The 22,935-nt window shown below is 44.2% G+C and carries 23 protein-coding genes; 16 read left to right on the top strand and 7 right to left on the bottom strand.

The genetic code is table 11. The features are described from left to right. The 4 genes from bsdC (at position 1) to MTN95_RS07105 (ending at position 3,049) form a co-directional block, all read left to right on the top strand. The gene (gene bsdC / locus MTN95_RS07120) at positions 1 to 1,422 is read left to right on the top strand and encodes a phenolic acid decarboxylase BsdC (RefSeq protein ID WP_024120198.1); all 1,422 of its coding nucleotides are present in this window, start codon (positions 1 to 3) and stop codon (positions 1,420 to 1,422) included. 17 nt (positions 1,423 to 1,439) lie between these two features. After that, positions 1,440 to 1,667, top strand: coding sequence for a phenolic acid decarboxylase subunit BsdD (gene bsdD / locus MTN95_RS07115; RefSeq protein ID WP_044161900.1), 228 nt, complete (start codon positions 1,440 to 1,442; stop codon positions 1,665 to 1,667). Continuing rightward, positions 1,664 to 2,128: a pyridoxamine 5'-phosphate oxidase family protein gene (locus MTN95_RS07110; protein ID WP_024120200.1), complete on the top strand. Its 465-nt coding sequence runs from the start codon at positions 1,664 to 1,666 to the stop codon at positions 2,126 to 2,128. Before bsdD ends, MTN95_RS07110 begins: the two co-directional genes overlap by 4 nt. A 75-nt stretch (positions 2,129 to 2,203) precedes the next feature. After that, positions 2,204 to 3,049, top strand: coding sequence for an alpha/beta fold hydrolase (locus MTN95_RS07105; protein ID WP_105955218.1), 846 nt, complete (start codon positions 2,204 to 2,206; stop codon positions 3,047 to 3,049). Between the two features lie 35 nt (positions 3,050 to 3,084). Here MTN95_RS07105 and MTN95_RS07100 read toward each other — a convergent pair whose 3' ends face one another. Further along, positions 3,085 to 4,563 (bottom strand): peptide MFS transporter, encoded by a 1,479-nt coding sequence (locus MTN95_RS07100; RefSeq protein WP_105955217.1) that lies wholly within the window; start codon positions 4,561 to 4,563, stop codon positions 3,085 to 3,087. A 279-nt stretch (positions 4,564 to 4,842) separates the two neighbouring features. On the opposite strand from MTN95_RS07100, the gene MTN95_RS07095 reads away from it, so the two are divergent. Next, the gene (locus tag MTN95_RS07095) at positions 4,843 to 6,597 is read left to right on the top strand and encodes a right-handed parallel beta-helix repeat-containing protein (RefSeq protein WP_105955216.1); all 1,755 of its coding nucleotides are present in this window, start codon (positions 4,843 to 4,845) and stop codon (positions 6,595 to 6,597) included. A gap of 16 nt (positions 6,598 to 6,613) precedes the next feature. On the opposite strand, the gene MTN95_RS07090 is transcribed toward MTN95_RS07095, so the two are convergent. Continuing rightward, entirely contained in the window at positions 6,614 to 6,835 is a 222-nt protein-coding gene (locus MTN95_RS07090; RefSeq protein WP_105955215.1) for a YczF family membrane protein, read from the bottom strand. Between the two features lie 126 nt (positions 6,836 to 6,961). On the opposite strand from MTN95_RS07090, the gene gerKA reads away from it, so the two are divergent. From gerKA to MTN95_RS07075, 3 genes are read left to right on the top strand one after another with little or no spacing between them, the layout of a single operon-like run. Then, positions 6,962 to 8,590 (top strand): spore germination protein GerKA, encoded by a 1,629-nt coding sequence (gerKA, locus tag MTN95_RS07085; protein ID WP_248337509.1) that lies wholly within the window; start codon positions 6,962 to 6,964, stop codon positions 8,588 to 8,590. Next, positions 8,580 to 9,803 (top strand): Ger(x)C family spore germination protein, encoded by a 1,224-nt coding sequence (locus MTN95_RS07080; RefSeq protein WP_248337507.1) that lies wholly within the window; start codon positions 8,580 to 8,582, stop codon positions 9,801 to 9,803. Before gerKA ends, MTN95_RS07080 begins: the two co-directional genes overlap by 11 nt. A gap of 22 nt (positions 9,804 to 9,825) precedes the next feature. Continuing rightward, entirely contained in the window at positions 9,826 to 10,950 is a 1,125-nt protein-coding gene (locus MTN95_RS07075) for an endospore germination permease GerKB (RefSeq protein ID WP_024120207.1), read from the top strand. Positions 10,951 to 11,052: 102 nt separating this feature from the next. Here MTN95_RS07075 and MTN95_RS07070 read toward each other — a convergent pair whose 3' ends face one another. Further along, complete coding sequence (locus tag MTN95_RS07070; RefSeq protein ID WP_105955212.1) at positions 11,053 to 11,733, bottom strand: ABC transporter ATP-binding protein; 681 nt, start codon at positions 11,731 to 11,733, stop codon at positions 11,053 to 11,055. A 15-nt stretch (positions 11,734 to 11,748) separates the two neighbouring features. Next, positions 11,749 to 13,203, bottom strand: a complete 1,455-nt coding sequence (locus tag MTN95_RS07065) for an ABC transporter permease (RefSeq protein ID WP_248337505.1) — start codon at positions 13,201 to 13,203, stop codon at positions 11,749 to 11,751. Positions 13,204 to 13,414: 211 nt separating this feature from the next. Between MTN95_RS07065 and yclJ the strand changes: the two genes are divergently transcribed. The 4 genes from yclJ to phrC all read left to right on the top strand — a co-directional run bounded on the left by yclJ (position 13,415) and on the right by phrC (position 16,935). Continuing rightward, positions 13,415 to 14,098 (top strand): two-component system response regulator YclJ, encoded by a 684-nt coding sequence (gene yclJ / locus MTN95_RS07060; RefSeq protein WP_024120210.1) that lies wholly within the window; start codon positions 13,415 to 13,417, stop codon positions 14,096 to 14,098. Beyond that, positions 14,085 to 15,500: a two-component system sensor histidine kinase YclK gene (gene yclK, locus MTN95_RS07055; RefSeq protein WP_248337503.1), complete on the top strand. Its 1,416-nt coding sequence runs from the start codon at positions 14,085 to 14,087 to the stop codon at positions 15,498 to 15,500. The genes yclJ and yclK overlap by 14 nt, the downstream gene beginning before the upstream one ends. 180 nt (positions 15,501 to 15,680) lie before the next feature. Beyond that, the gene (gene rapC / locus MTN95_RS07050; protein ID WP_024120212.1) at positions 15,681 to 16,829 is read left to right on the top strand and encodes a response regulator aspartate phosphatase RapC; all 1,149 of its coding nucleotides are present in this window, start codon (positions 15,681 to 15,683) and stop codon (positions 16,827 to 16,829) included. After that, positions 16,813 to 16,935, top strand: coding sequence for a phosphatase RapC inhibitor PhrC (gene phrC, locus MTN95_RS07045; protein WP_024120213.1), 123 nt, complete (start codon positions 16,813 to 16,815; stop codon positions 16,933 to 16,935). Before rapC ends, phrC begins: the two co-directional genes overlap by 17 nt. Positions 16,936 to 17,040: 105 nt before the next feature. On the opposite strand, the gene MTN95_RS07040 is transcribed toward phrC, so the two are convergent. From MTN95_RS07040 to MTN95_RS07030, 3 genes are all read right to left on the bottom strand, one after another. Then, on the bottom strand, positions 17,041 to 17,133 hold the full coding sequence (locus tag MTN95_RS07040) for a YjcZ family sporulation protein (protein WP_083504413.1): 93 nt from the start codon (positions 17,131 to 17,133) through the stop codon (positions 17,041 to 17,043). Between the two features lie 146 nt (positions 17,134 to 17,279). Beyond that, a complete protein-coding gene (locus MTN95_RS07035) occupies positions 17,280 to 17,390 on the bottom strand; it encodes a YjcZ family sporulation protein (protein WP_069684662.1) in 111 nt (36 codons plus the stop codon). Between the two features lie 151 nt (positions 17,391 to 17,541). Then, a complete protein-coding gene (locus tag MTN95_RS07030; protein ID WP_105955209.1) occupies positions 17,542 to 18,906 on the bottom strand; it encodes an aspartate kinase in 1,365 nt (454 codons plus the stop codon). Between the two features lie 384 nt (positions 18,907 to 19,290). On the opposite strand from MTN95_RS07030, the gene yclN reads away from it, so the two are divergent. Genes yclN through MTN95_RS07010 form a run of 4 tightly spaced genes read left to right on the top strand, consistent with a single transcriptional unit; the run spans position 19,291 to position 22,908 of the window. After that, positions 19,291 to 20,241, top strand: a complete 951-nt coding sequence (gene yclN, locus MTN95_RS07025; RefSeq protein ID WP_010333025.1) for a petrobactin ABC transporter permease YclN — start codon at positions 19,291 to 19,293, stop codon at positions 20,239 to 20,241. Beyond that, positions 20,234 to 21,181: a petrobactin ABC transporter permease YclO gene (yclO, locus tag MTN95_RS07020; RefSeq protein ID WP_024120217.1), complete on the top strand. Its 948-nt coding sequence runs from the start codon at positions 20,234 to 20,236 to the stop codon at positions 21,179 to 21,181. The genes yclN and yclO overlap by 8 nt, the downstream gene beginning before the upstream one ends. Next, positions 21,175 to 21,933, top strand: coding sequence for an iron ABC transporter ATP-binding protein (yclP, locus tag MTN95_RS07015; RefSeq protein ID WP_248337500.1), 759 nt, complete (start codon positions 21,175 to 21,177; stop codon positions 21,931 to 21,933). The genes yclO and yclP overlap by 7 nt, the downstream gene beginning before the upstream one ends. A gap of 21 nt (positions 21,934 to 21,954) precedes the next feature. Continuing rightward, positions 21,955 to 22,908, top strand: coding sequence for a siderophore ABC transporter substrate-binding protein (locus MTN95_RS07010; protein WP_248337498.1), 954 nt, complete (start codon positions 21,955 to 21,957; stop codon positions 22,906 to 22,908). Positions 22,909 to 22,935 lie beyond the last annotated feature (27 nt).

The raw sequence follows: 22,935 nt of genomic DNA, 5'->3' as shown, positions 1-22,935 counted from the left end.
ATGGCTTATCAAGATTTCAGAGAATTTCTCGCTGCCCTTGAAAAAGAGGGACAATTGTTAACGGTGAATGAAGAGGTAAAGCCTGAGCCTGATCTGGGAGCAGCTGCACGGGCAGCCAGCAACCTTGGCGATAAAAGCCCTGCACTTCTATTTAACAATATTTACGGCTACAACAATGCGCAAATCGCGATGAATGTCATCGGCTCTTGGCCGAACCACGCGATGATGCTGGGACTGCCGAAAGATACACCGGTGAAAGAGCAGTTTTTTGAATTTGCGAAGCGATATGAACAGTTTCCGATGCCGGTCAAACGCGAAGAAACAGCGCCATTTCATGAAAATGAAATCACAGAGGACATCAATTTGTTCGATATCCTGCCTCTTTTCAGAATTAACCAAGGAGACGGCGGTTACTATTTAGACAAAGCATGCGTCATCTCCCGCGACCTTGAGGACCCTGACAACTTCGGCAAACAAAATGTCGGCATATACAGAATGCAGGTAAAGGGAAAAGACCGCCTCGGCATTCAGCCTGTGCCGCAGCACGATATTGCGATCCATTTGCGCCAAGCCGAAGAACGCGGCATCAATCTTCCGGTCACCATTGCGCTCGGATGTGAACCGGTCATTACAACCGCGGCATCCACTCCGCTTCTCTATGATCAATCCGAATACGAAATGGCGGGAGCAATCCAAGGAGAACCGTACCGCATCGTAAAATCAAAGCTGTCTGACCTTGATATTCCATGGGGAGCAGAAGTTGTGCTCGAGGGAGAAATCATTGCCGGAGAACGTGAATATGAAGGGCCATTCGGTGAATTTACAGGGCACTATTCCGGCGGACGCAGCATGCCGATTATCAAAATTAACCGCGTGTATCACAGAAACAACCCGATTTTTGAACATTTATACTTAGGCATGCCGTGGACAGAATGTGATTACATGATTGGCATTAATACTTGTGTGCCGCTGTATCAGCAGCTAAAAGAAGCGTATCCGAATGAAATTGTGGCTGTGAACGCCATGTACACACACGGTTTAATCGCGATTGTATCAACAAAAAACCGCTATGGCGGATTTGCGAAAGCGGTCGGCATGCGCGCGCTCACAACCCCGCACGGACTAGGCTACTGCAAAATGGTTATCGTTGTTGACGAGGATGTCGATCCATTCAACCTGCCGCAGGTCATGTGGGCGCTCTCTACAAAAATGCACCCGAAACACGATGCGGTCATTATACCGGATTTATCTGTCCTGCCGCTTGACCCGGGATCAAATCCATCAGGAATCACGCACAAAATGATTCTTGATGCCACAACACCTGTTGCGCCGGAAACAAGAGGCCATTATTCACAGCCGCTTGATTCTCCATTAACAACAAAAGAATGGGAACAAAAACTAATGGACTTGATGAATAAATAAGGAAAGGATGATTCGACATGCATACATGTCCTCGATGCGATTCAAAAAAAGGAGAAGTCATGAGCAAATCGCCTGTAGAAGGAGCATGGGAAGTCTATCAATGCCAAACATGTTTTTTTACATGGAGATCATGTGAACCGGAAAGTATTACAAATCCGGAAAAATATAATCCGGCCTTTAAAATCGATCCAAAAGAAACAGAAACAGCGGTTGAAGTTCCCGCTGTTCCGGAACGAAAGGCCTGATCGGCGTGAACCGACTATCAGACCGTCTCTTTGAGCTGCTTGACGGGGAACGTCTGAAAGAAAAGCAGCATGAAGCCTTCGTTCTGCAAACGGTATCGGAGGACGGCTGGCCGCATGCCGCTATGATCAGCGCCGGAGAAATCATCGCCCTGAATCGGACGGATATCCGGATCGCCCTGTGGAAAAACACAGAGACCGCGGGAAATATCCTTCGCACGGGACAAGCCCAGCTTACTGCATGGTGGAAAGGAGCCGCTCATTACGTAAAACTGCAATGTGAGCCGCTCCCGCCGCTGAACGATGCGGTCTATGACAGGGAACGCTTTGCCTGCCGTATCGCTTCAGCTAAGGAGGATGTTGCAAAGTATGCTGATATAACTTCCGGTGTCAGGATACAGCTTCACAATGCTGAAGAGGTGCTGAACAGATGGGAAGCAACGCTTGAGGAATTAAAACGATAAATGAAAGAGCCTGACGCCATGCGTCAGGCTTTTATTAGTATAATGAACCATATAAAGATAAAGGGGGCGTGAGGAATGGTCACAAAGGGGATCTGTCATTCAGACGGTTTTGATTTATCTTATTGTATTGAAGGAGAGGGCGCGCGGATTCTCGTGATCGGCAGTGCGGTTTACTACCCGCGTCTATTTCATCAGGATATCAAACAGAAATATCAATGGATATTTGCCGATCACAGGGGTTTTGCCAAGCCGGCGCGGGCGCTGCGGCCGGAAGATCAAAGCCTGGATGCAGTTTTGGACGATATTGAAGCGATAAGACGCCATCTTCAGCTTAAGGATTTTATCATCATGGGACATTCGGGGCACGCGTTTATGGCATTAGAATACGCCAGAAAGTACCCTGAGCATGTGCGAAAGGCCGTGCTCCTCAATTCAGCGCCTGATAACAGTCAAAAGAGACAGCGGGACAGTGAAGCATTTTTTAGGGAAACAGCCAGTCCTGAGAGAAAGAAACGTTTCGAAAAAGATATTGCAAGTTTAGCAAGTGACATAGAAAAAGATCCTGAAAGGCGTTTCGTGCACATGTGCATTCGCGCTGAAGCGAAAAGCTTTTATAAAGAGAGGCCGGATGCGGCAGCTTTATGGGAAGGTGTTGACACCAATATGCCGATCATAGATGAATTATGGGGACATACATTCGCGCAGATGAACCTCATACAGCGGTTAGCAGACGTTCATGTTCCTGTCTATATCGGTTTAGGCAGATATGACTATTTGGTTGCTCCTGTATCGTTGTGGGATGCCGTTGACGGTATATATCCGCATGTGAAGAAGGTCATCTTTGAAAAGAGCGGGCACCAGCCGATGCTGGAGGAACCGCAGACCTTCGGGCAAAGCTTAATGGAATGGATAGAAAAATAAAAATCCCGCAGGGCTGATCTGCGGGATTTTCTTTATTATAAGATACCTTTCATCGCACGTTTGATGATCGGTGAGATCAGCAGCAGAATGCCGCCGAGAATGATAGAAATCAAGCCGATGGTGCCGAAGTAAGTTGTTTCAGGAATTTTATCAAACAATCCGGCTACTTGGGCATTGATCGCTTGGGCTGCTGCGTTAGTCAGAAACCACATACTCATTGTCTGTGCAGAGAATGCAGCTGGCGCCAGTTTCGTTGTCACGGATAAACCGACTGGAGACAGGCACAGCTCTCCAAGCACGACAAGCAGGAAGCTGAGAACAAGCCACAGCGGGCTTACGAGTGCTTCTTTCCCTTGCATAGCCGGGAATACCATAATGATAAATGACAATCCGGCTAAAATAATTCCAATCGCAAATTTAACTGGTGTGGACGGCTGGCGTTTGCCAAGCTTCATCCAAAGCCATGCGAAAATTGGTGCGAAAATGACGATAAACAAGGGGTTTAATGATTGGAACCAAGATGACTGAAGTTCTATTCCGCCCAATGAAAGTCTTATGCGTTCATCAGCGTATACCGCAAGAATGGTCGCTCCTTGTTCCTGAATGGCCCAGAACATGACAGCACCGATAAACAAAGGAACGTAAGCGGCAAGACGAGATTTTTCTGTTTTGTCCGCTTTTTTGCTTGTAAACATGATGATGAAATAAATAACAGGAATCAAAATACCAAGAATACTTACAAGGTCGATGAAACCGTTGATCGTCAGCACGCCTGTTTGTACAGAGATCATCACTGCGATCGCCACAATGATAACACCGATTCCGGTGCCAATTGCAGATTTTTTAGACAGCGGATTCGGCACATTGGAACCTGCAGGTCCGAGGTTTTTCTTTCTTGTCAAAGCAAATACGATAAGTCCAAGAAGCATTCCGACCGCGGCAGCTCCGAAGCCGAGATGATAGTTGTACTTCTGTCCGAGTGTTCCGACAATTAACGGCGCGAGTAAACCGCCGAGGTTAATCCCCATGTAGAAAATACTGAAACCTGAGTCGCGGCGCGGGTCTTCTTTCGTGTAAAGATCTCCAACGACGCTCGAAACGTTTGGTTTTAATAAGCCTGTTCCGATAATGATAAGCACCATGCTGATATAGAATGCTATCGCGCTGCCCGGATAGGCGAGTGCAATGTGGCCGAACATAATAAATATGCCGCCGTAAAACACGGTGTTTGCGGTACCGAATACCCGGTCAGCGAGCCATCCGCCAATAATAGTGGACATGTATACGAGTGATCCGTAAATCGACATAATGGCAACCGCAGTGCCTTTGTCAAAGCCAAGCCCTCCGTTTACCGTCTCTGTATACAAATAGTAAAGCAAGATTGCTCTCATTCCATAGTAAGAGAAACGCTCCCAAAATTCGGTGAAAAATAGTGTAAATAGTCCTCGCGGGTGACCAAAGAACCCTTTTTGCGGGACGCTTTTAATGATACTTTCGTTATCAATCGAAGCCATGTCAGCCAAACCCTTTCTTAAAAAAGTGTATTATAAAAATCATATTCTTATATAATACTTGTGTCAATATAAATTATACTCATTTCAAGAAGTTCCAGAATGGAAAAACTATAAAGGTAGAAAATAGTGAGTTTTTCCTGTTTCTTATGTCTTATTTTGTTACATTTTCTAACGATAGTATTTCTTTATACTTTTTTAATAAAATTTTAGAGAAATGTACAAGCAGATCGGGCTGCCGCGAATATCATGGTAACAATCATGCGGGAGGAGGTTGGATCATTGGCTGAATTCATCTTGAATGCAGCAGATTTCGGTATTTCAGGGGACGGAAAAACGGATTCGACAGAACTGATTAATCAATGCCTCAGCGCGGCTGCTTCAAAGGGGTACCATACAGTCTGGTTCCCGAAAGGAACATATTTAATTGACGGGACGCTTGGAGGGGATGCGAGCCAGGTGTTTCGCAACGCTGGGATTATTGTTCCCGGCAATCTTAATATCGTCATGGACCCTGAGTGTATCATCAAAGTCATTCCGAACAGCTCCTGGGGGTATTCTGCATTTTATGTAGGCAAGCAAGAGAATATAACCATTTCCGGTGGACAAATTATCGGCGAGCGCGACGAGCATACGTATGCGTCCGCGGGGATAAGGTCAACCCATGAATGGGGCTTCGGCATTTGTATTGAAGGGTGTTCGAATGTTGTCATTGATGATGTTAACATTTCTGATTTTACCGGAGATGGGATCATTATCAGTCCGCGGGGCTTAAAGACAAATAACGATTATCGAACATCAGAGCACATTACCATCCGCCGCTGTAAGGTTCGGCGATCGAGGAGAAATAATATTTCGATTACCGGATGTGACACAGTTACGGTGGAGGGCTGCGTGATTGAAGGTGCCGGAACGGGAAATGGTACAGCGCCGAAATTCGGAATTGATATTGAAGGATATGGTGAAGGAAATATTGATTATGAGGAACCGCTCAATGTCTCGATTCGAAATAACTATTTTAATGGAAACGTTTCAAGTTCTGTGACCAATTTTAATGGGTACGGCATTTCAATAGAAGGAAACCACTCAGACAATACGATCAGCTATGGGTACGGCACTCAAACGGTCATTAAGGGGAATATTCTCAGAAGGGCGGAAGACGCGGCTGCGGCGCCTAGAGTCGGGATTACCGGATTGGGTGTTTCACAAGGAAAAGAAAGCAGTGATGCAGTGATCGCCGGCAACCTCATTACCGGATTTTCAACCGGAATTGATGTCAGAGGAAAGAGCGTTCTTGTCACGAACAACAAAATCAGCAATTTTGAAAACACAGGGATATTGGTTTATCAATCTTCCGACGTAAAGGTAGACGGCAACCAGATTCAAAACGGACTGTCTGAAACAAGGCGCAGTACCGGCCTTCGAGCGGTGCTGTCTGATAATACCGCATTTTTGAATAACTGTCTTATTCAAGTCATCGACGGGGTGAACATTTCAGGAGGCGATATGATCATTAAAGACAATGTGCTGAGAAAATTCAGCCGCGGCATTTGGATCGCTCAAGGAAGCGCGTTGATCGAAGGAAATACGCTTAACCCCGACGCGTTTGAAGCGGCCCTTGAATCGTATGCCGTTTCTGTCACAAACAATGCTGGCGCAATCGTTAAAAACAATACATTTAAAAACTTTAAAAATTACCCGATTTACTGTACGACAAGTGCAAAAACCTCTATTATCGGAAACCACTTTGAAAGATCTCCTCTTTTAGTGACCATCTATATCAGCACCGGCGTTCATGACATTTTTGATAACACTCTTTCAGTCAATAGAACAGCCGGCAGACCGATTGTGATTTATCTCAACGGCTCCTCAGGCTCTATCATTTCAGGAAACACCATCAATAACCTCTCCGCAAGCACGGCGGTGGCCATTCAAACGGATACCTCAACCAATTCCACCATCATCGGAAATCGAATCATCAAAGGAACCATCACCAACAACAGCGGAGATAAGGTAAACGGCAATATGATCGTCTGAACAAAAGCGCCTCGCTCTAGGGGCTTTTTTTGTTCGATTTATAGATCACGAATATCTCTCTCACCAATAACAAAACAAAAAATAAAAGCATCATCCATTCCGCAAACGATGTCATCTTGAAGCTGGACATATTATTATAAATGGCTTTTCCCAAACTGAATCCTTGAAGCATGTCCATGAAAACTGAAATCACCAACAAACAAATTAATAAAATAGCCGTTATGCCTAATATTTTCATCCTTCATCATCCTCCGCTTTTAGTGTCTATCTTTATGAGAGAGTTATACCCGCCCGCCAGTCACATGCATAATCTTAAGGCTAACAGGAAGAATATGAGAAAACGATAAGGAAAGGTATTTTGTGTATGCCGTCATTTTTTAAGCAAAAGAAAAATACCGAAACGAAAGACAGCCAGAAACAAGAAGATAAGAATCAGCAGAAGAGAGAAGAAGGGCCGATTCTGGCTTCTTCAAGTTTGGCGAAAAATGTGGCGGACATGAAGAAGAAAGTCGGAAGCAGCTCTGATGTTATTATTCGGGAAGTGAAAGCAGGGGAACAGGATGAAGTTCACCTGGCCATTATTTATATCGCGGGTTTGGTCGATAATAACACGATACATGAATCGTTAATCGAGCCTTTGATTCAGGATCAAACCATCCAAAGCGCCCATGCGATTAAGCAGATCCTTGAAAAAACGCTTCCGCTGGGCGGAGTAAAAGCTGAAAAGAGCTGGGACAAGCTGTTCACTGAATTGATGCTTGGAAATGCGCTGGTTTTTGCGGACGGTTCTGATGAGGCGCTTATCTGCAGCACCCAGGGGGGAGAGCACCGTTCCATACAAGAGCCGAGCACCCAGGTGTCATTCCGGGGCCCGCGCCAAGGGTTTACAGAGTCTTTGCAAACCAATATTTCCATGATTCGGCGATACATTAAAAATCCCAATGTATGGGTCGAAAAAATGAAAATCGGTTCTGTTACAAATACGGATATCGCGCTGATGTACATTCACGGCATTTGTGATGAAAAGGTGCTGAAGGAAGTGAGGCAGCGCCTGAAAAAAATAGACATTGACAGTATTTTAGAATCCGGATACATCGAGCAGCTGATCGAAGACGAAACGTTTACGACGTTTCCGACCATGTATCACACGGAACGCCCTGACGTCGTCGCAGGAAATCTATTAGAAGGAAGATTTGCAATCGTTGTGGACGGAACACCGTTTGTTCTGATTGCCCCAGCCTTATTTATTCAATTTTTTCAGTCGGTTGAAGATTATTATTCACGCTTTGACATTGCGACAAGTATACGGATTCTGCGGATATTTATCTTTTTTATTTCACTTGTCGCACCGGCTGTTTATGTGGCAGCCACGACGTTTCATCAGGAAATGATTCCGACACAGCTGCTAATCGTCATTGCTGCCCAGCGGGAAATCGTTCCGTTTCCGGCCGTTGTTGAAGCCATCACAATGGAGGTTGCTTTTGAGATTCTTAGGGAAGCTGGGGTCCGACTGCCGAGGGTTGTAGGATCGGCTGTTTCGATTGTAGGCGCGCTTGTTATCGGCCAAGCTGCTGTTCAGGCTGGTATCGTGTCTCCGGCTATGGTCATCATCGTTGCCATAACGGCCATTGCCAGCTTCGCAACCCCGGCGTTTGCCATGGCGATATCTGCCCGCCTCATTCGGTTTATGTTTATCATTGCTTCTGCCGTAATGGGTTTTTACGGGCTGGTATTAGGGATTATTATGATGTTTGTTCATTTATGCAGTCTGCGTTCCTTTGGTGTTCCTTATATGTCGCCGCTTGCGCCCTTTTCTTCACAAGGCGTGAAGGATACGCTGTTCCGTGTTCCTTGGTGGGCCGACCAGAAAAGGCCTGAATCCATCAGCAAAAAAGATAAGGTCCGTCAGGGGAAAGACCAGCGTCCTCAGCCGGATGGTTCACGCGGAATGGTGAACAAAGAGTTGAGAGAAGGAGATCAAGATGATACGTAAACGTGTACTAGCCGTTATCATGCTTTTGAGCATCATTGTGCTGCCCGGCTGCTGGGATAAGCGTGAGCTGACAGATCTTGCGATTATTTCGGCAATCGGCATTGATCGGACAAATGAAGGGAATTACGTACTGCACTTTCAGATCATTAATCCCGGAAACGTCGCCGGAGGGCTTCAGGGCGGCGGCGCGGGAGACAGGCCGCCTATATCCGTCTATTCCATAGTAGGCGACAACATGACGGAAGCGCTCAGAAAAGCCTCTATGAAAGTATCCAGGCGGCTTTATTTTGCTCATACCAACCTGGTCGTGATCAGTGAAAAGCTGGCGAGAGAGGAAGGTTTGAATTTTGTGTTAGATAACCTTGACCGCGATACGGAATTCAGGACCACGGCAACGATTGTCATCGCCCATAAAACCAAAGCCGAAAATATCGTCAAAACGCTTACGCCGATTGATAAAATACCGTCCAATAAAGTCAATAAAACACTCGACTTCACGCAAGCGCAATATGGGCGGGTGATTAAAACCAATATCCAAGATGTCTTGAAAACACTTGCCCTCACCACAGAAGCACCGGTGATCCCCGGATACAGGATGATCGGGGACGATAAAAAAGGAGTCAGCCTGGAAAACACACAGGCGACTGACCCGCAAGCCATTCTTCAGGCGGACGGTTTGGCGGTATTCGATAAAAGGGGCCATTTAAAATATTGGATTGAAGATAAGGACAAAGTTGGGGTTGTCTGGCTTAAGAATCAAATCCAGCATACGTTTATTAATGCCGATTGGGACAAGACAAAAGATGCGGTAAGCTTACAGGTCACGCATCAGACAACAAAGCTTAACCCGGAAATACGAAACGGCCGTCCCCGCATTCATGTTCACGTGACGGTTGAAGGCATAATAGACGCAGTAAAGTATCCATTTCATTTGTCTGACCCAAAGGTGTTAGCCGATATCGAAAAAGCACTCAATAAACAGCTGGAAAAGGAAATCAACCATGCAGTTGAAAAGATAAAGGAACATAAAATCGACTTTATCGGATTCGGAGACACGATATACAGGAAGTATCCGAAGCAGTGGGAAAAAATGAGGGATACATGGGACAAAGAATATTTGCCTGATCTGCCTGTCGATGTGAAGGCGGAGACGTATATCAGAAGAACGGGGCTGCGAAATAACCCGCTCAGAAACCAGCTTAATCATAAATAGGTCAAGAAAGGAGTAGTGACAGATGGAAAAAGCCAAAATCAGCATTAGGCAGCTGTTTGTCATGATGATCATTTTTGAGCTGGGCAGCTCCTTATTGATTACACCGGGAACGATGGCGGGCCGGGATGCCTGGATAGCAGTGCTATTAGGCTGTGCAGTTGGTTTATTTCTTTTTTACTTGTATCAGGGGATCTATCAATGCTATCCCGAGTTCTCCCCGAAAGAATACATGGATGATATGCTCGGCAAAAAGCTGAGCTGGTTCTTTTCGTTTCTTTATATCTTGTATTTTGCATATATTGCCGCCCGGGTGCTGCGTGATTTCGGAGAAATGCTGCTGACGTTTGCTTACCATGATACTCCAATTATCATCGTGAATGCTTTACTAATGGTGGTCAGCATATATGCCGTCAGAAAAGGAATTGAAGTGCTGGCGCGGGCGGGTGAGCTTCTCTTCGGGGCAATGTATCTATTGGGTGCGCTCGGTCTCGTGCTGATCATTGTATCGGGTTCCATAGATCTGAAAAATTTAAAACCGGTTTTAGCAGACGGGATTTTTCCTGTTATTCATTCTGTTTTTACACAAACCATGTACGTTCCGTTCGGTGAAATTGTTTTATTTGTAATGATTTTCCCTAATCTCAATGATCGCAAGAATGTCAAAAAAGTGGGGATGCTCGCTATGGTCATCAGCGGATTGGTTGTGGCGCTTACTGTAGCGATTAATATCAGTGTGCTTGATGTTGATCTGACATTGCGATCGCAGTTTCCGCTTTTAAGTACGATTCAGACAATCAAAGTGGAAGAATTTCTGGACCGGCTTGATATCTTTTTTATGCTGGCACTGATTATCGGCGGCTTCTTCAAAGTCAGCCTCTATCTGTATGCGGTGGTGGTGGGTGCGTCCACTCTTTTTAAGGAAAAAAATCCTTCACAGTTGGCATATCCAATGGGACTGGGCATACTCATCCTCTCTATCGCAATTGCCACCAATTTTTCAGAGCATTTAAATGAAGGGCTGAAAGTAGTGCCGCTGTACATTCATTTGCCCTTTCAAGTGCTGTTTCCATTATTTCTGTTTATCCTCGCTGTTTGGAAAAAGAAGAGAAGAGAGAAATCAAAGCAGGCTGATAAACAGAAACAATAAAAAGAGCGGGGGGATGCAGCCGCCGCTCTTTTTACGTTCACTTCTATATAAAAGGGGGATTTAGGTTGCGCCCCTGTCTGCACTGGCAGAGGCACGTTTTTGTTATACGACTGCGGCGTTTTCCGTCACAGTAAAGCTTCCCCGTGAAAGTCTGATGGTAATGTCAGATACCCTTGCAATTTGTTCATCATGCGTCACCATGATGATGCATTTATTTTCTTTGTGCGCCAAATCCTGAAAGAGCCGCACAATTTCTTTCGACGTATCCTCATCAAGGTTTCCGGTCGGTTCATCGGCTACGATCAAATCCGTGTCACAGCAAAACGCTCTTGTAATGGAAACACGCTGCTGCTGTCCGCCGCTTAATGTCAGCACCTTTTGCCGGGCTTGTTTTTCATTGATGCCGACCTTCTCCAGCATCTCCAACGCATATGCTTCTTTGTTCTTTTCCTTTGAACCTGTGATTTCCATGGCGGTTGTCACATTTTGCAGAGCTGTCATATATGGAAGCAGGTTGTACGCCTGAAAGACAATTGATACGTATTTATTTCTGAAATTCGTCAATCCGATTTTAGAAACAGCTTTTCCGCCATAAAGGATATGTCCTTCTTTAGGTTCGTCAAGTCCGCCTGCCAGAGACAGGAAGGACGTTTTTCCTGTCCCTGAGGTGCCGACAATTGTATGAAATTTACCTTTTTCAAAGCTGATATTGATATCCTGAAACAAGGGCTGGCTTTTGTCCTTATACCAGTAGCTGACTTGTTGAAATTCTAATAAGCTCATTCGTTTCGCCTCTTTCTATTCCTGTTTTGTCAATATCGTTTTCGGGTGGAGCCGCAGTACTGAAATAGACGGCAGCAGTGTTGCAATGACAGCGATTAACATTCCGATTCCGCCGAGAACAAGCATATCGTTCATCGAAACTGCCACATTCAGTGAATCAATGACGTCCGCGTTTGAAGAGCTTTGGCCGAACATTCCGTGGCCCATGCCGCCCCCGCCGCCGGGCATTTGGCCGCTTGCGGTTTGTGTTGAATCAGTTGATGAACTGATCTGCTGGGATAAGAGCTGATTGCCGAGCTGGTTGGCGACCAGATTTCCAGTCACTGATGCAATGCCGATGGCCACAACAGCCACGATCAGAATCTCAGTTAAGAACTGGCCAATCAGCTTCCACCGTTTTTCACCGATAGCCATTAATACACCCATCTCATATTTGCGCTCTCTGATTGACATCATGACAATGAGGCCAAGAATGACAGCGCCTGCCACTGATACAAGGTACACAACGTTTTTAGAGAAAGAAGCTACATTTTCGATCGGGCCGACCATTTGCTGGTAAAGCTGATCGTTTGTATTTAACGTAAACGTATCAAAGTCGATTGACGTTTTCTTCGCTGCTGTAACGAATGCATCAATATGTTCAGCATCGTCCATATCATAAACAGCTGAATCAATCGTGTTTTTATAATCGTCACCTTTCAGAGCTGCTGTTGCTGTGTAAGGTGTGTAAAGCTTATTGTAAGGATTTAAGAATGAGAAATTCTGGGCTTGGTCATCGCCTGAAGACGTTGTTTTATAAATACCGACAATCTTCAGTTTGACTGTTGTATCTTCGTCTGTTGCTGATTCTATTGTGATGGAATCCCCAACGCTTACATTATTTTCTTCCGCTAATGTTTCATTGATCACTGTGACGTTTTTGCCGACATCAGATTTTGTAATCGCGCGCCCGTCTGTGATTTTTGAATCTCCGTCAGAGAATTCCTCTAACAGCGACGTGCTGATGACACCTTCAATCGAAAGATCGGCTTGAACCATTTGTTTTCCGCCTTGCATTGGAGCGCCTTTTGTATCGCTTGAGCTTGAGTCTGTGCTCGAATCACTAGAGCTTGAGCTTTCAATCGCATCGAAGTTTCCGGCGTTGGCTGAAGCTGACGTAATGAAGTTGTAGCTCTTCACCTGATCAAGCGCTGTCAGCTTATTGGCATCAGACACTTTTATCGGTGTAGATTCGAAGCTGCGTTTTTCACCGCTGTCCTGCTGCTTCTCCATTTGTTTTTGGCGGTCAACTTGAAGCGTAACGCTTCCGCCCAGCTCCTGTCTGGCAAGGTCGCTGGATTTTTGAGCTGCTGACTGGATCGTGAGGCCAGACAGAACAAATATACAAATCACTGTAAACACAAATAACTGCAAAAACGTTTTTCCTTTTTTGGCCTTCATGTTCCAAAAAGCCCGTTTGATAAAATTCATTTATGTTCCTCCGTATAGGTATTTTTATAGATAAGACCGCCTGTGAGGCAGGCCCGCTGTTGATAAATTTATCGTAGTCCAAAGGTATGAAAAAAATATGAACAATCTATTTCTAGTTGATGAAATAAAAACTAACAATTGTGAAACCCAAAATTCTCTGTATAAAATGGTGCTATTATATAAAAAAGCATCAAAACAATCGGAGGATCCAATGAAAATTTTAATGATAGAAGATAACGTTAGTGTTTGTACGATGACAGAGATGTTCTTTTTTAAAGAAGGTTTTGAAGCTGAATTTGTTCATGACGGTTTAGAGGGGTATCAGCGCTTTGCGGAAGAGAATTGGGATTTGGTGATTCTGGATATTATGCTTCCGTCTATGGACGGCGTAACCATCTGCAGAAAAATAAGAGAGACAAGCACGGTTCCGATTATCATGCTGACTGCCAGAGACACCGAATCAGATCAGGTGATCGGCTTTGAGATGGGTGCGGACGATTATGTGACGAAGCCATTCAGCCCGCTGACATTGGTTGCCCGCATCAAAGCCGTGAACAGAAGATATCAGGCGACGGGCAAGGCGGCAGCGGAAGAAGATACGATTGAATCGGAATGCTTTAAAATTAATAAAAAGACGAGAGAAGTATTTTTAAATGGGGAGCCTGTTGAAAACCTCACGCCTAAGGAATTTGACCTGCTTTATTACCTTGTGCAGAACCCGCGGCAGGTGTTTTCCAGAGAGCAGCTGCTTGAGCAGGTATGGGGCTATCAGTTCTACGGAGACGAACGGACTGTCGATGTTCATATTAAACGGCTGCGGAAAAAGCTTGCAAGTGAGGACAGGCCTTTCCTATATACTGTATGGGGAGTAGGGTATAAATTTGATGAGGATTAAATATTTATATCAGCTGCTGCTGAGCCATGTCAGCATATTAATTTTAGCATTTGTTATCATTATTTCTCTTTTTTCTCACTTCGTGAAAGAGTTTGCCTATCAAAATAAAGTAGAGGAACTGACGTCATATGCGGTGCAGATTGCAAGCGAATTTCAAACCGGCCAGGTTGATATGCGCCGGCTGTACCCATATCAGGATATATTACGCACAAGAAAGACACAGTTTATCATCTTTAATGAAGCACAGCAGCCTTATTTTCACCCTGAAGACTTTCACCCACGGGAAAAGCTGAAGAAAGCGGAGTGGGAGAAGCTGAAAAAAGGGCAGGTGGTCATGAACAGAGCGGATGGCCGTTTTAACGATGAGGTTTCCTTTGTTGCACAGCCGATTTTTGTTAACAATGAATTTAAAGGCGCGGTACTGCTGATTTCTCCAATCAGCGGCGTAGAGCAAATGATTAATCAGGTCAACCTCTATATGTTTTACGCGATAATCAGCACGCTTGTCATTACCATTCTCATCAGCTGGCTGCTTTCCAAATTCCATGTGAAACGCATTCAAAAGCTGAGAGAAGCAACGGATAAAGTAGCTTCCGGCGACTATGACATCCACTTGGAAAACGGCTACCGGGATGAAATCGGGGTGCTGGCGTCTGACTTTAATATCATGGCGAAAAAATTAAAGCAGTCGAGGGATGAAATCGACCGGCTTGAGAAGCGGAGAAGGCAGTTTATTGCCGATGTATCCCATGAATTAAGAACGCCGCTGACAACCATTAACGGTTTGGTTGAAGGGCTGAACAGCAATACGATTCCAGAGGAGAATAAAGAAAAATGCTTCTCGCTCATCAGTGAGGAAACGAAGCGAATGCTGCGTCTCGTAAAAGAAAATCTCGATTACGAAAAAATCAGATCACAGCAAATCACCCTGAACAAGCTTGACGTACCGCTGATTGAGGTATTTGAAATCATGAAAGAGCACCTTGAACAGCAGGCGGAAGAAAAGCAAAATAAGCTGATGATTCAGGTGGAGGACAGCGTGATCGTTCATGCCGACTATGACCGGTTAATTCAAATCCTCGTGAACATTACGAAAAACAGCATCCAATTTACGCAGCACGGTGACATTTGGCTGCGGGGGACAGAAGGATATAAAGAGACCATTATCGAAATTGAAGATACGGGAATCGGCATTTCAAAAGAGGATATCGAGCATATTTGGGAGCGGTTCTACAAAGCTGATATTTCAAGAACGAACACGGCGTACGGAGAATACGGCCTCGGCCTCTCCATCGTCAAGCAGCTTGTTGAAATGCATCAAGGCACAATAGACATTAAGAGTGAACAAGGGAAAGGCACAACATTCATTATCCGCCTTCCCTTACCTGCAAAACAGCAATAAATCACGTAAGGCGGCGGCATATCGTCAGATGCTGCCGCCTTCTTCTTTCTAACATCGCTTCGGTATTGCTTTTTTTATTGCGTGCTCCCGAAATAAAGATTGCGTGTTTTTCGGGTTAGGACAGTCTGTAAACATGATAAAATATGACATAAACAGTTTTTGATGGGAGAGGGTGAAGGAATGAAGAGCGGGGTAATTCCTTCTTCAGCGGTCGGTCAAAAAATTAACGAGTGGTACAAATATATCCGGACCTTCAGCGTGCCGGATGCCGAAGTGCTAAAAGCTGAAATCCAGCAGGAACTGAAACACATGCAGCATGATTCCAACTTGCTGTTATATTACTCACTAATGGAATTTCGCCACCAGCTTATGCTTGATTATCTCGAGCCGCTGGAGAAATTAAATATCGAAGACCAGCCAAGCCTGTCTGAATTATCACGAAATATAGACAGCAACCAAGCTGATCTGAAAGGGCTTCTCGATTATTATGTGAATTTTTTCCGCGGAATGTATGAGTTTGATAAGCGGGAATTTATTTCTGCCATTACATATTACAAACAGGCGGAGAAAAAACTTTCTTTTGTTTCCGATCATATTGAACGGGCTGAATTTTATTTTAAAATCGCGGAAGCTTATTATTATATGAAGCAAACGTACTTTTCATTGATTCATATCAAAAATGCATATGAAATTTATGTAGAGCAGGAAACCTATAATGTTCGGATTATCCAATGCCATTTTGTGTTCGGGGTTAACCTCATGGATGAGAGAAATTTTGAACAAGCCGCACGGCATTTCAAATTGGCGCTGGAGATGGCGGAAGCGGAACAAAAAGCCCAATTGGTCGGAAGAGCATTTTATAATTTAGGGCTGTGTTATTACAATCAAGACCTTCTCGACCCTGCCATTGAACATTTTGAGAAAGCGGTTTCCACTTTTGAAAACAGCAGAATCACCAATTCTCTGCCTCAAGCATATTTTTTAATAACACTTATTTATTATAAACGTGGAAAACATGAGAAGGCCTCGGAATATCACAAGAGGGGCTATGAATATGCTAAAGAAACAGACGATGCAGACTACGCGGTAAAATTTGAGTTTTTACAATCCCTATATCAGGCACAGCCCAATACAGAAGGAATCGAACGATGTTTCCGATATTTAAAAAATAAAAATATGTATGCTGATATAGAGGATTTAGGCCTAGAAGTAGCAAAATATTACTATGAACAAAAATGGTTTGAACTGTCTGCTTCCTACTTTCTTAGAGTTGAAGAGGCAAGAAAACAAATACAAAGGAGTGAAGGTTTGTATGAAATTGAAATCTAAGTTATTTGTTATTTGTTTGGCTGCAGCAGCTGTTTTTACAGCGGTTGGCGTCTCTGAACATGCTGAAGCATCCGACTTTCATGTCACAGAAAGAGGAATGACGTAAGAACCAGGCCCCTTCTCAATAAGAGAAGGGGTTTTCTTTTAAAGAAACAGCAACGCAGGATATGGCCCTTACGGCGCCGCCTGATTCATGGAGATTTCTTTTTTCTTAGAAGCCTCCGTTAAAAAACGCAGCTCCCACGATAATTAAGAGGATAAATAACACAACAATCAAAGCAAAAGAGTTTCCGTAACCAGACATCTGTGCCACCTCCTTGTGAGATTACTTTATGATATGCTGCATAAACGCGGCGGACAGGGCTTTCAGGATATAGATTGAAAAATAAAGAAAACAACTAAAAAACGCCGCATGACAATGATATTGTCTTACGGCGCTGTACCGCAGACTTAGAAGCCTCTTGTAAATGCAGTACCAACGATAATCAATAGAATAAACAATACAACGATCAAAGCGAAAGAACCGGAGCCGTAACCGCCGCCGTTAGCGTATCCTGACATAAGGCTTCACCTCCCTATGATGGATACTACAAAATATGCGGACACGGCCGGATTGATAGGGATAATAGTGGACAAGGCAAAAAATGAACAATTCGGCTATCAAGGCGGGCAATATAAAAAGCGGGCCCTGCCGCCCGCTTTTATGTATAGATTAAAAGACCAGCACACCCGCGAAAAACTCCCGGTATAATGCTTGGACGGCTTTTCTTTCTTCGGCTTCCTTTACGCCGAACATCATGCTCACTTCAGAAGATCCTTGGTTAATCATTTCGATATTCACTTTCGCCTCTGATAAGGCTTTGGCTGCTCTTGCCGTTGTGCCGACATTATGGCGCATTGCTTCTCCTACAACCATAATCAGCGCCAGATTGTGCTCGACAATGACTTCATCGGCATGAAGGTTCTCTTTAATCTGCTTCATTACGCTTCGTTCGGCCGAAGCATCCATTTGGCCCTGTCTTAAGATGATCGTCATGTCATCAATTCCCGATGGAACATGCTCATACGTCAAACCGTGTTCTTCTAGGATTTGAAGGGCTCTGCGGCCAAACCCGATTTCTCTGTTCATTAAATACTTGCTGATATAAATGCTGCAAAAGCCGGTATCGCTGGCAATGCCGACGACAGGACCGTTTGTGTTATCGCGTTTGCTGACGACGCGTGTCCCGTTCGCCGACGGGTTGTTCGTATTTTTGATCTGCACGGGAATGCCCGCTCTGAAGGCCGGAATGAGCGCTTCATCATGAAACACTGAAAAGCCTGCGTACGACAGCTCGCGCATCTCTCTGTATGTCAGCTCGTGGATTTCCTTCGGGTTCTCAACAATGGAAGGATTAACAGAGTACACGGCATCTACATCAGTAAAGTTTTCGTACAGATCGGCCTGAAGACCGTTGGCCAAAATGGAGCCTGTAATATCAGAACCGCTCCGTGAGAAAGTCATCACATCGCCATCCTTGCTGAACCCGAAAAAGCCGGGGAATATGATGAGGCCTTCCCGCTCTCTCAGCTGAAAGAGATTTTGATACGATTCAGGCAGCACCTGCGCGTTGCCGGGTTCTTTTGTTACAAAAAGGCCGGCATCCTTCGGGTTCACATATTCCGCTTTCACGCCTTTGTGGCGGAAATAGGCGGCAATCAGCTTAGCGTTGTTATCCTCACCGCTTGCTTTGACTGCGTCCAAATATTGTACGGGATTGCTTTTATCTCCTTCTAAAAGCGTAAACAAATCATCACGGATTTTTTCTATAATACAAGGCTCAAGCTGAAGCTCATTTGCGATCAGAGCATACCGTTCAATGACCGCTTCCGCCAGTTCAGGGGCGCTGCCGGATGATAAATACTGTTCAGCGCATGCGATTAAGAGATCAGTCACTTTCGTATCCTCGGAATAGCGTTTGCCCGGAGCCGAAACCACTACAGCTTTACGCGCGGGATCTGAGGTTACGATTTGAAACACCTTTTCAAGCTGTGCGCCTGAAGCGAGTGAGCTGCCTCCAAATTTAACGACCTTCATGTTTACATCTCCTAATGTTTAAATTTTCACACAAATTTAGTATTTATTATCCCTCTTTCAGTTCGGTAAATCAAGGAGAAATTTCTTTGTGGAATGAACATTTGTATTTATAGAGAGGAATTATGTCAGGTTTGATGACGAAGCTGATGCATAATGAAGTTAAATATGGTAAATAGACTAACGATTTGTGATGGAAAATGGTTTGAATGATTAGTAAAATTGAATAGATAACGAAGTTAATATTTTTAAAGAATATTGACTAACACTAGAAAAATGGTAATATGTAAATGATAATGATAATCAATTACTATATGGCCATATTGTTTTGAGTCCTTGCGGAGTAGGAGATACGTTCTTTTTGCTGTGAGGATGTAAGGAGGCAGCATGAAGCTACGTTACTTATTTTTTCTACTTATCATATTAGCAGTCACTTCTGTATTTATCGGCGTAGAAGATCTGTCGCCGCTTGATCTCTTTGATTTAAGCAAAGAAGAGGCGTCAACGCTCTTTGCCAGCCGTTTGCCGCGGCTGATCAGCATTCTAATCGCGGGCATGAGCATGAGCATCTGCGGACTGATTATGCAGCAGATCACCAGAAACAAATTCGTGTCACCGACAACGGCCGGCACGATGGACTGGGCGAGGCTGGGAATCTTAATATCCTTGCTTCTGTTTACATCGGCAAGTCCTTTAATGAAAATGCTGATTGCTTTTGTCTTTGCTTTAGTCGGCAATTTTCTGTTTATGAAAATTCTTGAAAGAATCAAGTTTAACGACACCATCTTTATTCCGCTAGTCGGTTTAATGCTCGGGAATATCGTCAGCTCAATCGCGACGTTTATCGCGTATAAATATGACCTGATCCAGAACGTGTCATCATGGCTTCAGGGGGATTTCTCCTTAGTTGTGAAAGGGAGATACGAGCTTCTTTATCTGAGTATTCCGCTTGTCATCATTGCCTATGTTTATGCGGATAAATTTACAGTGGCGGGTATGGGAGAAAGCTTTTCTGTCAACCTCGGCCTCAAGTATAAACGGGTTGTGAACATCGGGCTCATTATCGTATCCCTGATTACGTCACTTGTCATTTTGACTGTCGGTATGCTTCCGTTTCTCGGTTTAATCATCCCGAACATTGTATCGATTTACAGAGGAGACAACCTGAAAAACAGCCTGCCGCACACTGCGCTGCTGGGAGCGGTTTTTGTTCTGTTTTGCGATATATTGGGCAGAGTCATTATCTTCCCATATGAAATCTCGATTGGTCTGATGGTCGGAATCATCGGCAGCGGCATTTTCCTGTTTATGCTGTTAAGGAGAAAAGCGTATGCGTAACCAGATGAAAATTGCGTTGCTCGTTGGTATAGCCGTTGTATGTATCGGTTTGTTTCTGTTTTATGACTTAGGCAATTGGGATTACACACTGCCGAGAAGAATCAAAAAAGTCGCTGCCATTATGCTGACAGGCGGAGCGATTGCGTTTTCGACGATGATCTTCCAAACCATCTCGAATAACCGCATCCTGACGCCCAGCATTTTAGGCCTTGATTCTCTCTATATGCTGATTCAGACCGTCATCATCTTTTTGTTCGGTTCTATGAATATCGTAATCATGAATAAAAACATCAACTTCATCATCTCTGTTTTGCTGATGGTGCTGTTTTCTTTTGTTCTCTATCAGATCATGTTCAAAGGTGAGGGGAAAAATATCTTCTTCCTTCTGCTCATCGGAATCGTGTTCGGCACGCTGTTCAGCAGCCTGTCTTCCTTTATGCAGATGCTGATTGATCCGAATGAGTTTCAGGTTGTGCAGGACAAAATGTTTGCCAGCTTTAACAACATCAACACTGATTTGTTATGGCTCGCCTTCATCATCTTTCTGCTGACCGGTATCTATGTCTGGCGTTTCACGAAATTTTTTGACGTGCTGTCACTCGGCCGTGAACACGCCGTCAATTTGGGCATTAACTACGACAAAGTTGTCAAACAGATGCTGATCGTGATCGCGATCCTTGTTTCTGTTTCTACAGCGCTTGTCGGCCCGATTATGTTCTTGGGGCTTCTCGTCGTCAACCTGGCAAGAGAATTTCTGAAAACATATAAGCATTCATACTTAATCGCAGGTTCTGTTTTAATCAGCATTATTGCGTTAGTCGGGGGACAGTTTGTGGTTGAGAAAGTATTCACCTTCTCAACGACGCTGAGCGTTATTATTAATTTTGCCGGCGGGATTTATTTTATCTACTTGCTGTTAAAGGAGAATAAATCATGGTAGAGGTCAAAAATGTAAGCAAACAATATGGAGGGAAAGTTGTCCTTGAAGAGACGTCAGTCACGATTCAAAAAGGCAAAATCACCTCGTTTATCGGTCCTAACGGCGCCGGCAAAAGTACGCTGCTGTCTATTATGAGCCGCCTGACCAAAAAGGATTCCGGTGAGATTTACATAGACGGAGAAGAGATCGGAACCTGCGACAGCAAAGAGCTTGCCAAAAAAATGAGTATTTTAAAGCAGGCGAACCAAATCAATATCAGACTGACCATCAAAGACCTTGTCAGTTTTGGCAGATTCCCTTATTCACAGGGCCGGCTGACAGAGGAAGACTGGGATCATATCAACCAGGCGCTCAGTTATATGAAGCTGGAGGAGATTCAGGATAAGTACTTGGATCAGCTGAGCGGCGGACAGTGCCAAAGGGCTTTTATCGCAATGGTCATTGCCCAGGACACCGATTACATTTTTCTGGATGAACCGCTGAACAACCTGGATATGAAACATTCAGTTGAAATTATGAAGCTTCTGAAGAGGCTGGTAGAGGAGCTTGGAAAAACAATCGTGATCGTCATTCACGATATCAACTTTGCTTCCGTCTACTCCGATCATATCGTTGCTTTGAAAAACGGCCGAATCGTAAAAGAGGGGCCGCCGGAGGAGATGATTGAAACCTCTGTGCTCGAAGAAATCTACGATATGACCATCCCGATTCAGACGATTGATAACCAAAGAATAGGTGTTTATTTTTCTTAATATACAGAAGAGGTGAAGAGCATGAAAAAGTTTGCAATTCTATTCATCGCATTGGTGACGGCTGTTGTCATTTCCGCTTGCGGAAACCAAAGCTCAAGCAGCAAAGGTTCTGACACGAAGAAAGAACAAATGACGGTGAAACACCAGCTGGACAAAAACGGCACAAAAGTGACAAAGAACCCTAAAAAAGTCGTTGTATTTGATTTAGGAAGCTTAGATACATTAGATAAATTAGGTCTTGATGATAAAGTAGCGGGCCTGCCGAAACAAGCCCTTCCTAAATATCTGTCCAAATTCAAAGATGACAAATATGCTGATGTCGGAAGCTTAAAAGAGCCAGACTTTGAAAAAGTAGCAGATTTAGACCCTGACCTGATCATTATCTCTGGCAGACAATCTGAGTCCTACAAAGAATTCTCTAATATTGCACCGACGATTTACCTTGGCGTAGACACAGCGAAATACATGGAATCATTTAAATCAGATGCACAAACAATCGGTAAAATTTTTGATAAAGAAGATGAAGTAAAAGACGAGCTCGCAACAATTGATAACTCAATTGCAGATCTTAAGAAAAAAGCTGAAAAGAAAAACAAAAACGGCCTTGTGATTATGGCGAACGACGGCAAAATCAGCGCCTTTGGTTCTAAATCAAGATACGGCCTGATCCACGACGTATTCGGCGTGACACCGGCTGATAAAAATATTAAAGCGTCTACTCACGGACAAAGCGTTTCATATGAGTACATTTCAAAAACAAACCCTGATTACCTGTTTGTTATTGACCGCGGTACAGCAATCGGAGAAACATCATCTACAAAACAAGTCGTTGAAAACGACTATGTGAAAAACATAAACGCCGTGAAAAATAATCATGTCGTTTACCTTGATTCTGCTACTTGGTACTTATCAGGAGGCGGACTTGAGTCAATGACGCAAATGATTAAAGAAGTGAAAGACGGTTTAGAGAAGTAAAACCAAAAAGAGCCTCCGCTCTCAAAG

The sequence above is a fragment of the Bacillus sp. 2CMS4F genome (assembly GCF_023161785.1).
Lineage (GTDB): Bacteria > Bacillota > Bacilli > Bacillales > Bacillaceae > Bacillus > Bacillus halotolerans.
This window is presented reverse-complemented; position numbering and strand designations above follow the sequence as displayed.

What these genes read in the sequence shown, in the direction of transcription:
- MTN95_RS07010 (WP_248337498.1), top strand. Translation starts at nt 21,955, where the DNA reads ATGAAAAAGTTTGCAATTCTATTCATCGCATTGGTGACGGCTGTTGTC.
- MTN95_RS07100 (WP_105955217.1), bottom strand. Translation starts at nt 4,563, where the DNA reads ATGGCTTCGATTGATAACGAAAGTATCATTAAAAGCGTCCCGCAAAAA.
- bsdD (WP_044161900.1), top strand. Translation starts at nt 1,440, where the DNA reads ATGCATACATGTCCTCGATGCGATTCAAAAAAAGGAGAAGTCATGAGC.
- MTN95_RS07040 (WP_083504413.1), bottom strand. Translation starts at nt 17,133, where the DNA reads ATGTCTGGTTACGGAAACTCTTTTGCTTTGATTGTTGTGTTATTTATC.
- phrC (WP_024120213.1), top strand. Translation starts at nt 16,813, where the DNA reads ATGAAATTGAAATCTAAGTTATTTGTTATTTGTTTGGCTGCAGCAGCT.
- yclO (WP_024120217.1), top strand. Translation starts at nt 20,234, where the DNA reads ATGCGTAACCAGATGAAAATTGCGTTGCTCGTTGGTATAGCCGTTGTA.
- MTN95_RS07075 (WP_024120207.1), top strand. Translation starts at nt 9,826, where the DNA reads ATGGAAAAAGCCAAAATCAGCATTAGGCAGCTGTTTGTCATGATGATC.
- MTN95_RS07030 (WP_105955209.1), bottom strand. Translation starts at nt 18,906, where the DNA reads ATGAAGGTCGTTAAATTTGGAGGCAGCTCACTCGCTTCAGGCGCACAG.
- MTN95_RS07035 (WP_069684662.1), bottom strand. Translation starts at nt 17,390, where the DNA reads ATGTCAGGATACGCTAACGGCGGCGGTTACGGCTCCGGTTCTTTCGCT.
- yclJ (WP_024120210.1), top strand. Translation starts at nt 13,415, where the DNA reads ATGAAAATTTTAATGATAGAAGATAACGTTAGTGTTTGTACGATGACA.
- MTN95_RS07065 (WP_248337505.1), bottom strand. Translation starts at nt 13,203, where the DNA reads ATGAATTTTATCAAACGGGCTTTTTGGAACATGAAGGCCAAAAAAGGA.
- bsdC (WP_024120198.1), top strand. Translation starts at nt 1, where the DNA reads ATGGCTTATCAAGATTTCAGAGAATTTCTCGCTGCCCTTGAAAAAGAG.
- MTN95_RS07080 (WP_248337507.1), top strand. Translation starts at nt 8,580, where the DNA reads ATGATACGTAAACGTGTACTAGCCGTTATCATGCTTTTGAGCATCATT.
- MTN95_RS07090 (WP_105955215.1), bottom strand. Translation starts at nt 6,835, where the DNA reads ATGAAAATATTAGGCATAACGGCTATTTTATTAATTTGTTTGTTGGTG.
- gerKA (WP_248337509.1), top strand. Translation starts at nt 6,962, where the DNA reads ATGCCGTCATTTTTTAAGCAAAAGAAAAATACCGAAACGAAAGACAGC.
- yclN (WP_010333025.1), top strand. Translation starts at nt 19,291, where the DNA reads ATGAAGCTACGTTACTTATTTTTTCTACTTATCATATTAGCAGTCACT.
- yclP (WP_248337500.1), top strand. Translation starts at nt 21,175, where the DNA reads ATGGTAGAGGTCAAAAATGTAAGCAAACAATATGGAGGGAAAGTTGTC.
- rapC (WP_024120212.1), top strand. Translation starts at nt 15,681, where the DNA reads ATGAAGAGCGGGGTAATTCCTTCTTCAGCGGTCGGTCAAAAAATTAAC.
- MTN95_RS07070 (WP_105955212.1), bottom strand. Translation starts at nt 11,733, where the DNA reads ATGAGCTTATTAGAATTTCAACAAGTCAGCTACTGGTATAAGGACAAA.
- MTN95_RS07105 (WP_105955218.1), top strand. Translation starts at nt 2,204, where the DNA reads ATGGTCACAAAGGGGATCTGTCATTCAGACGGTTTTGATTTATCTTAT.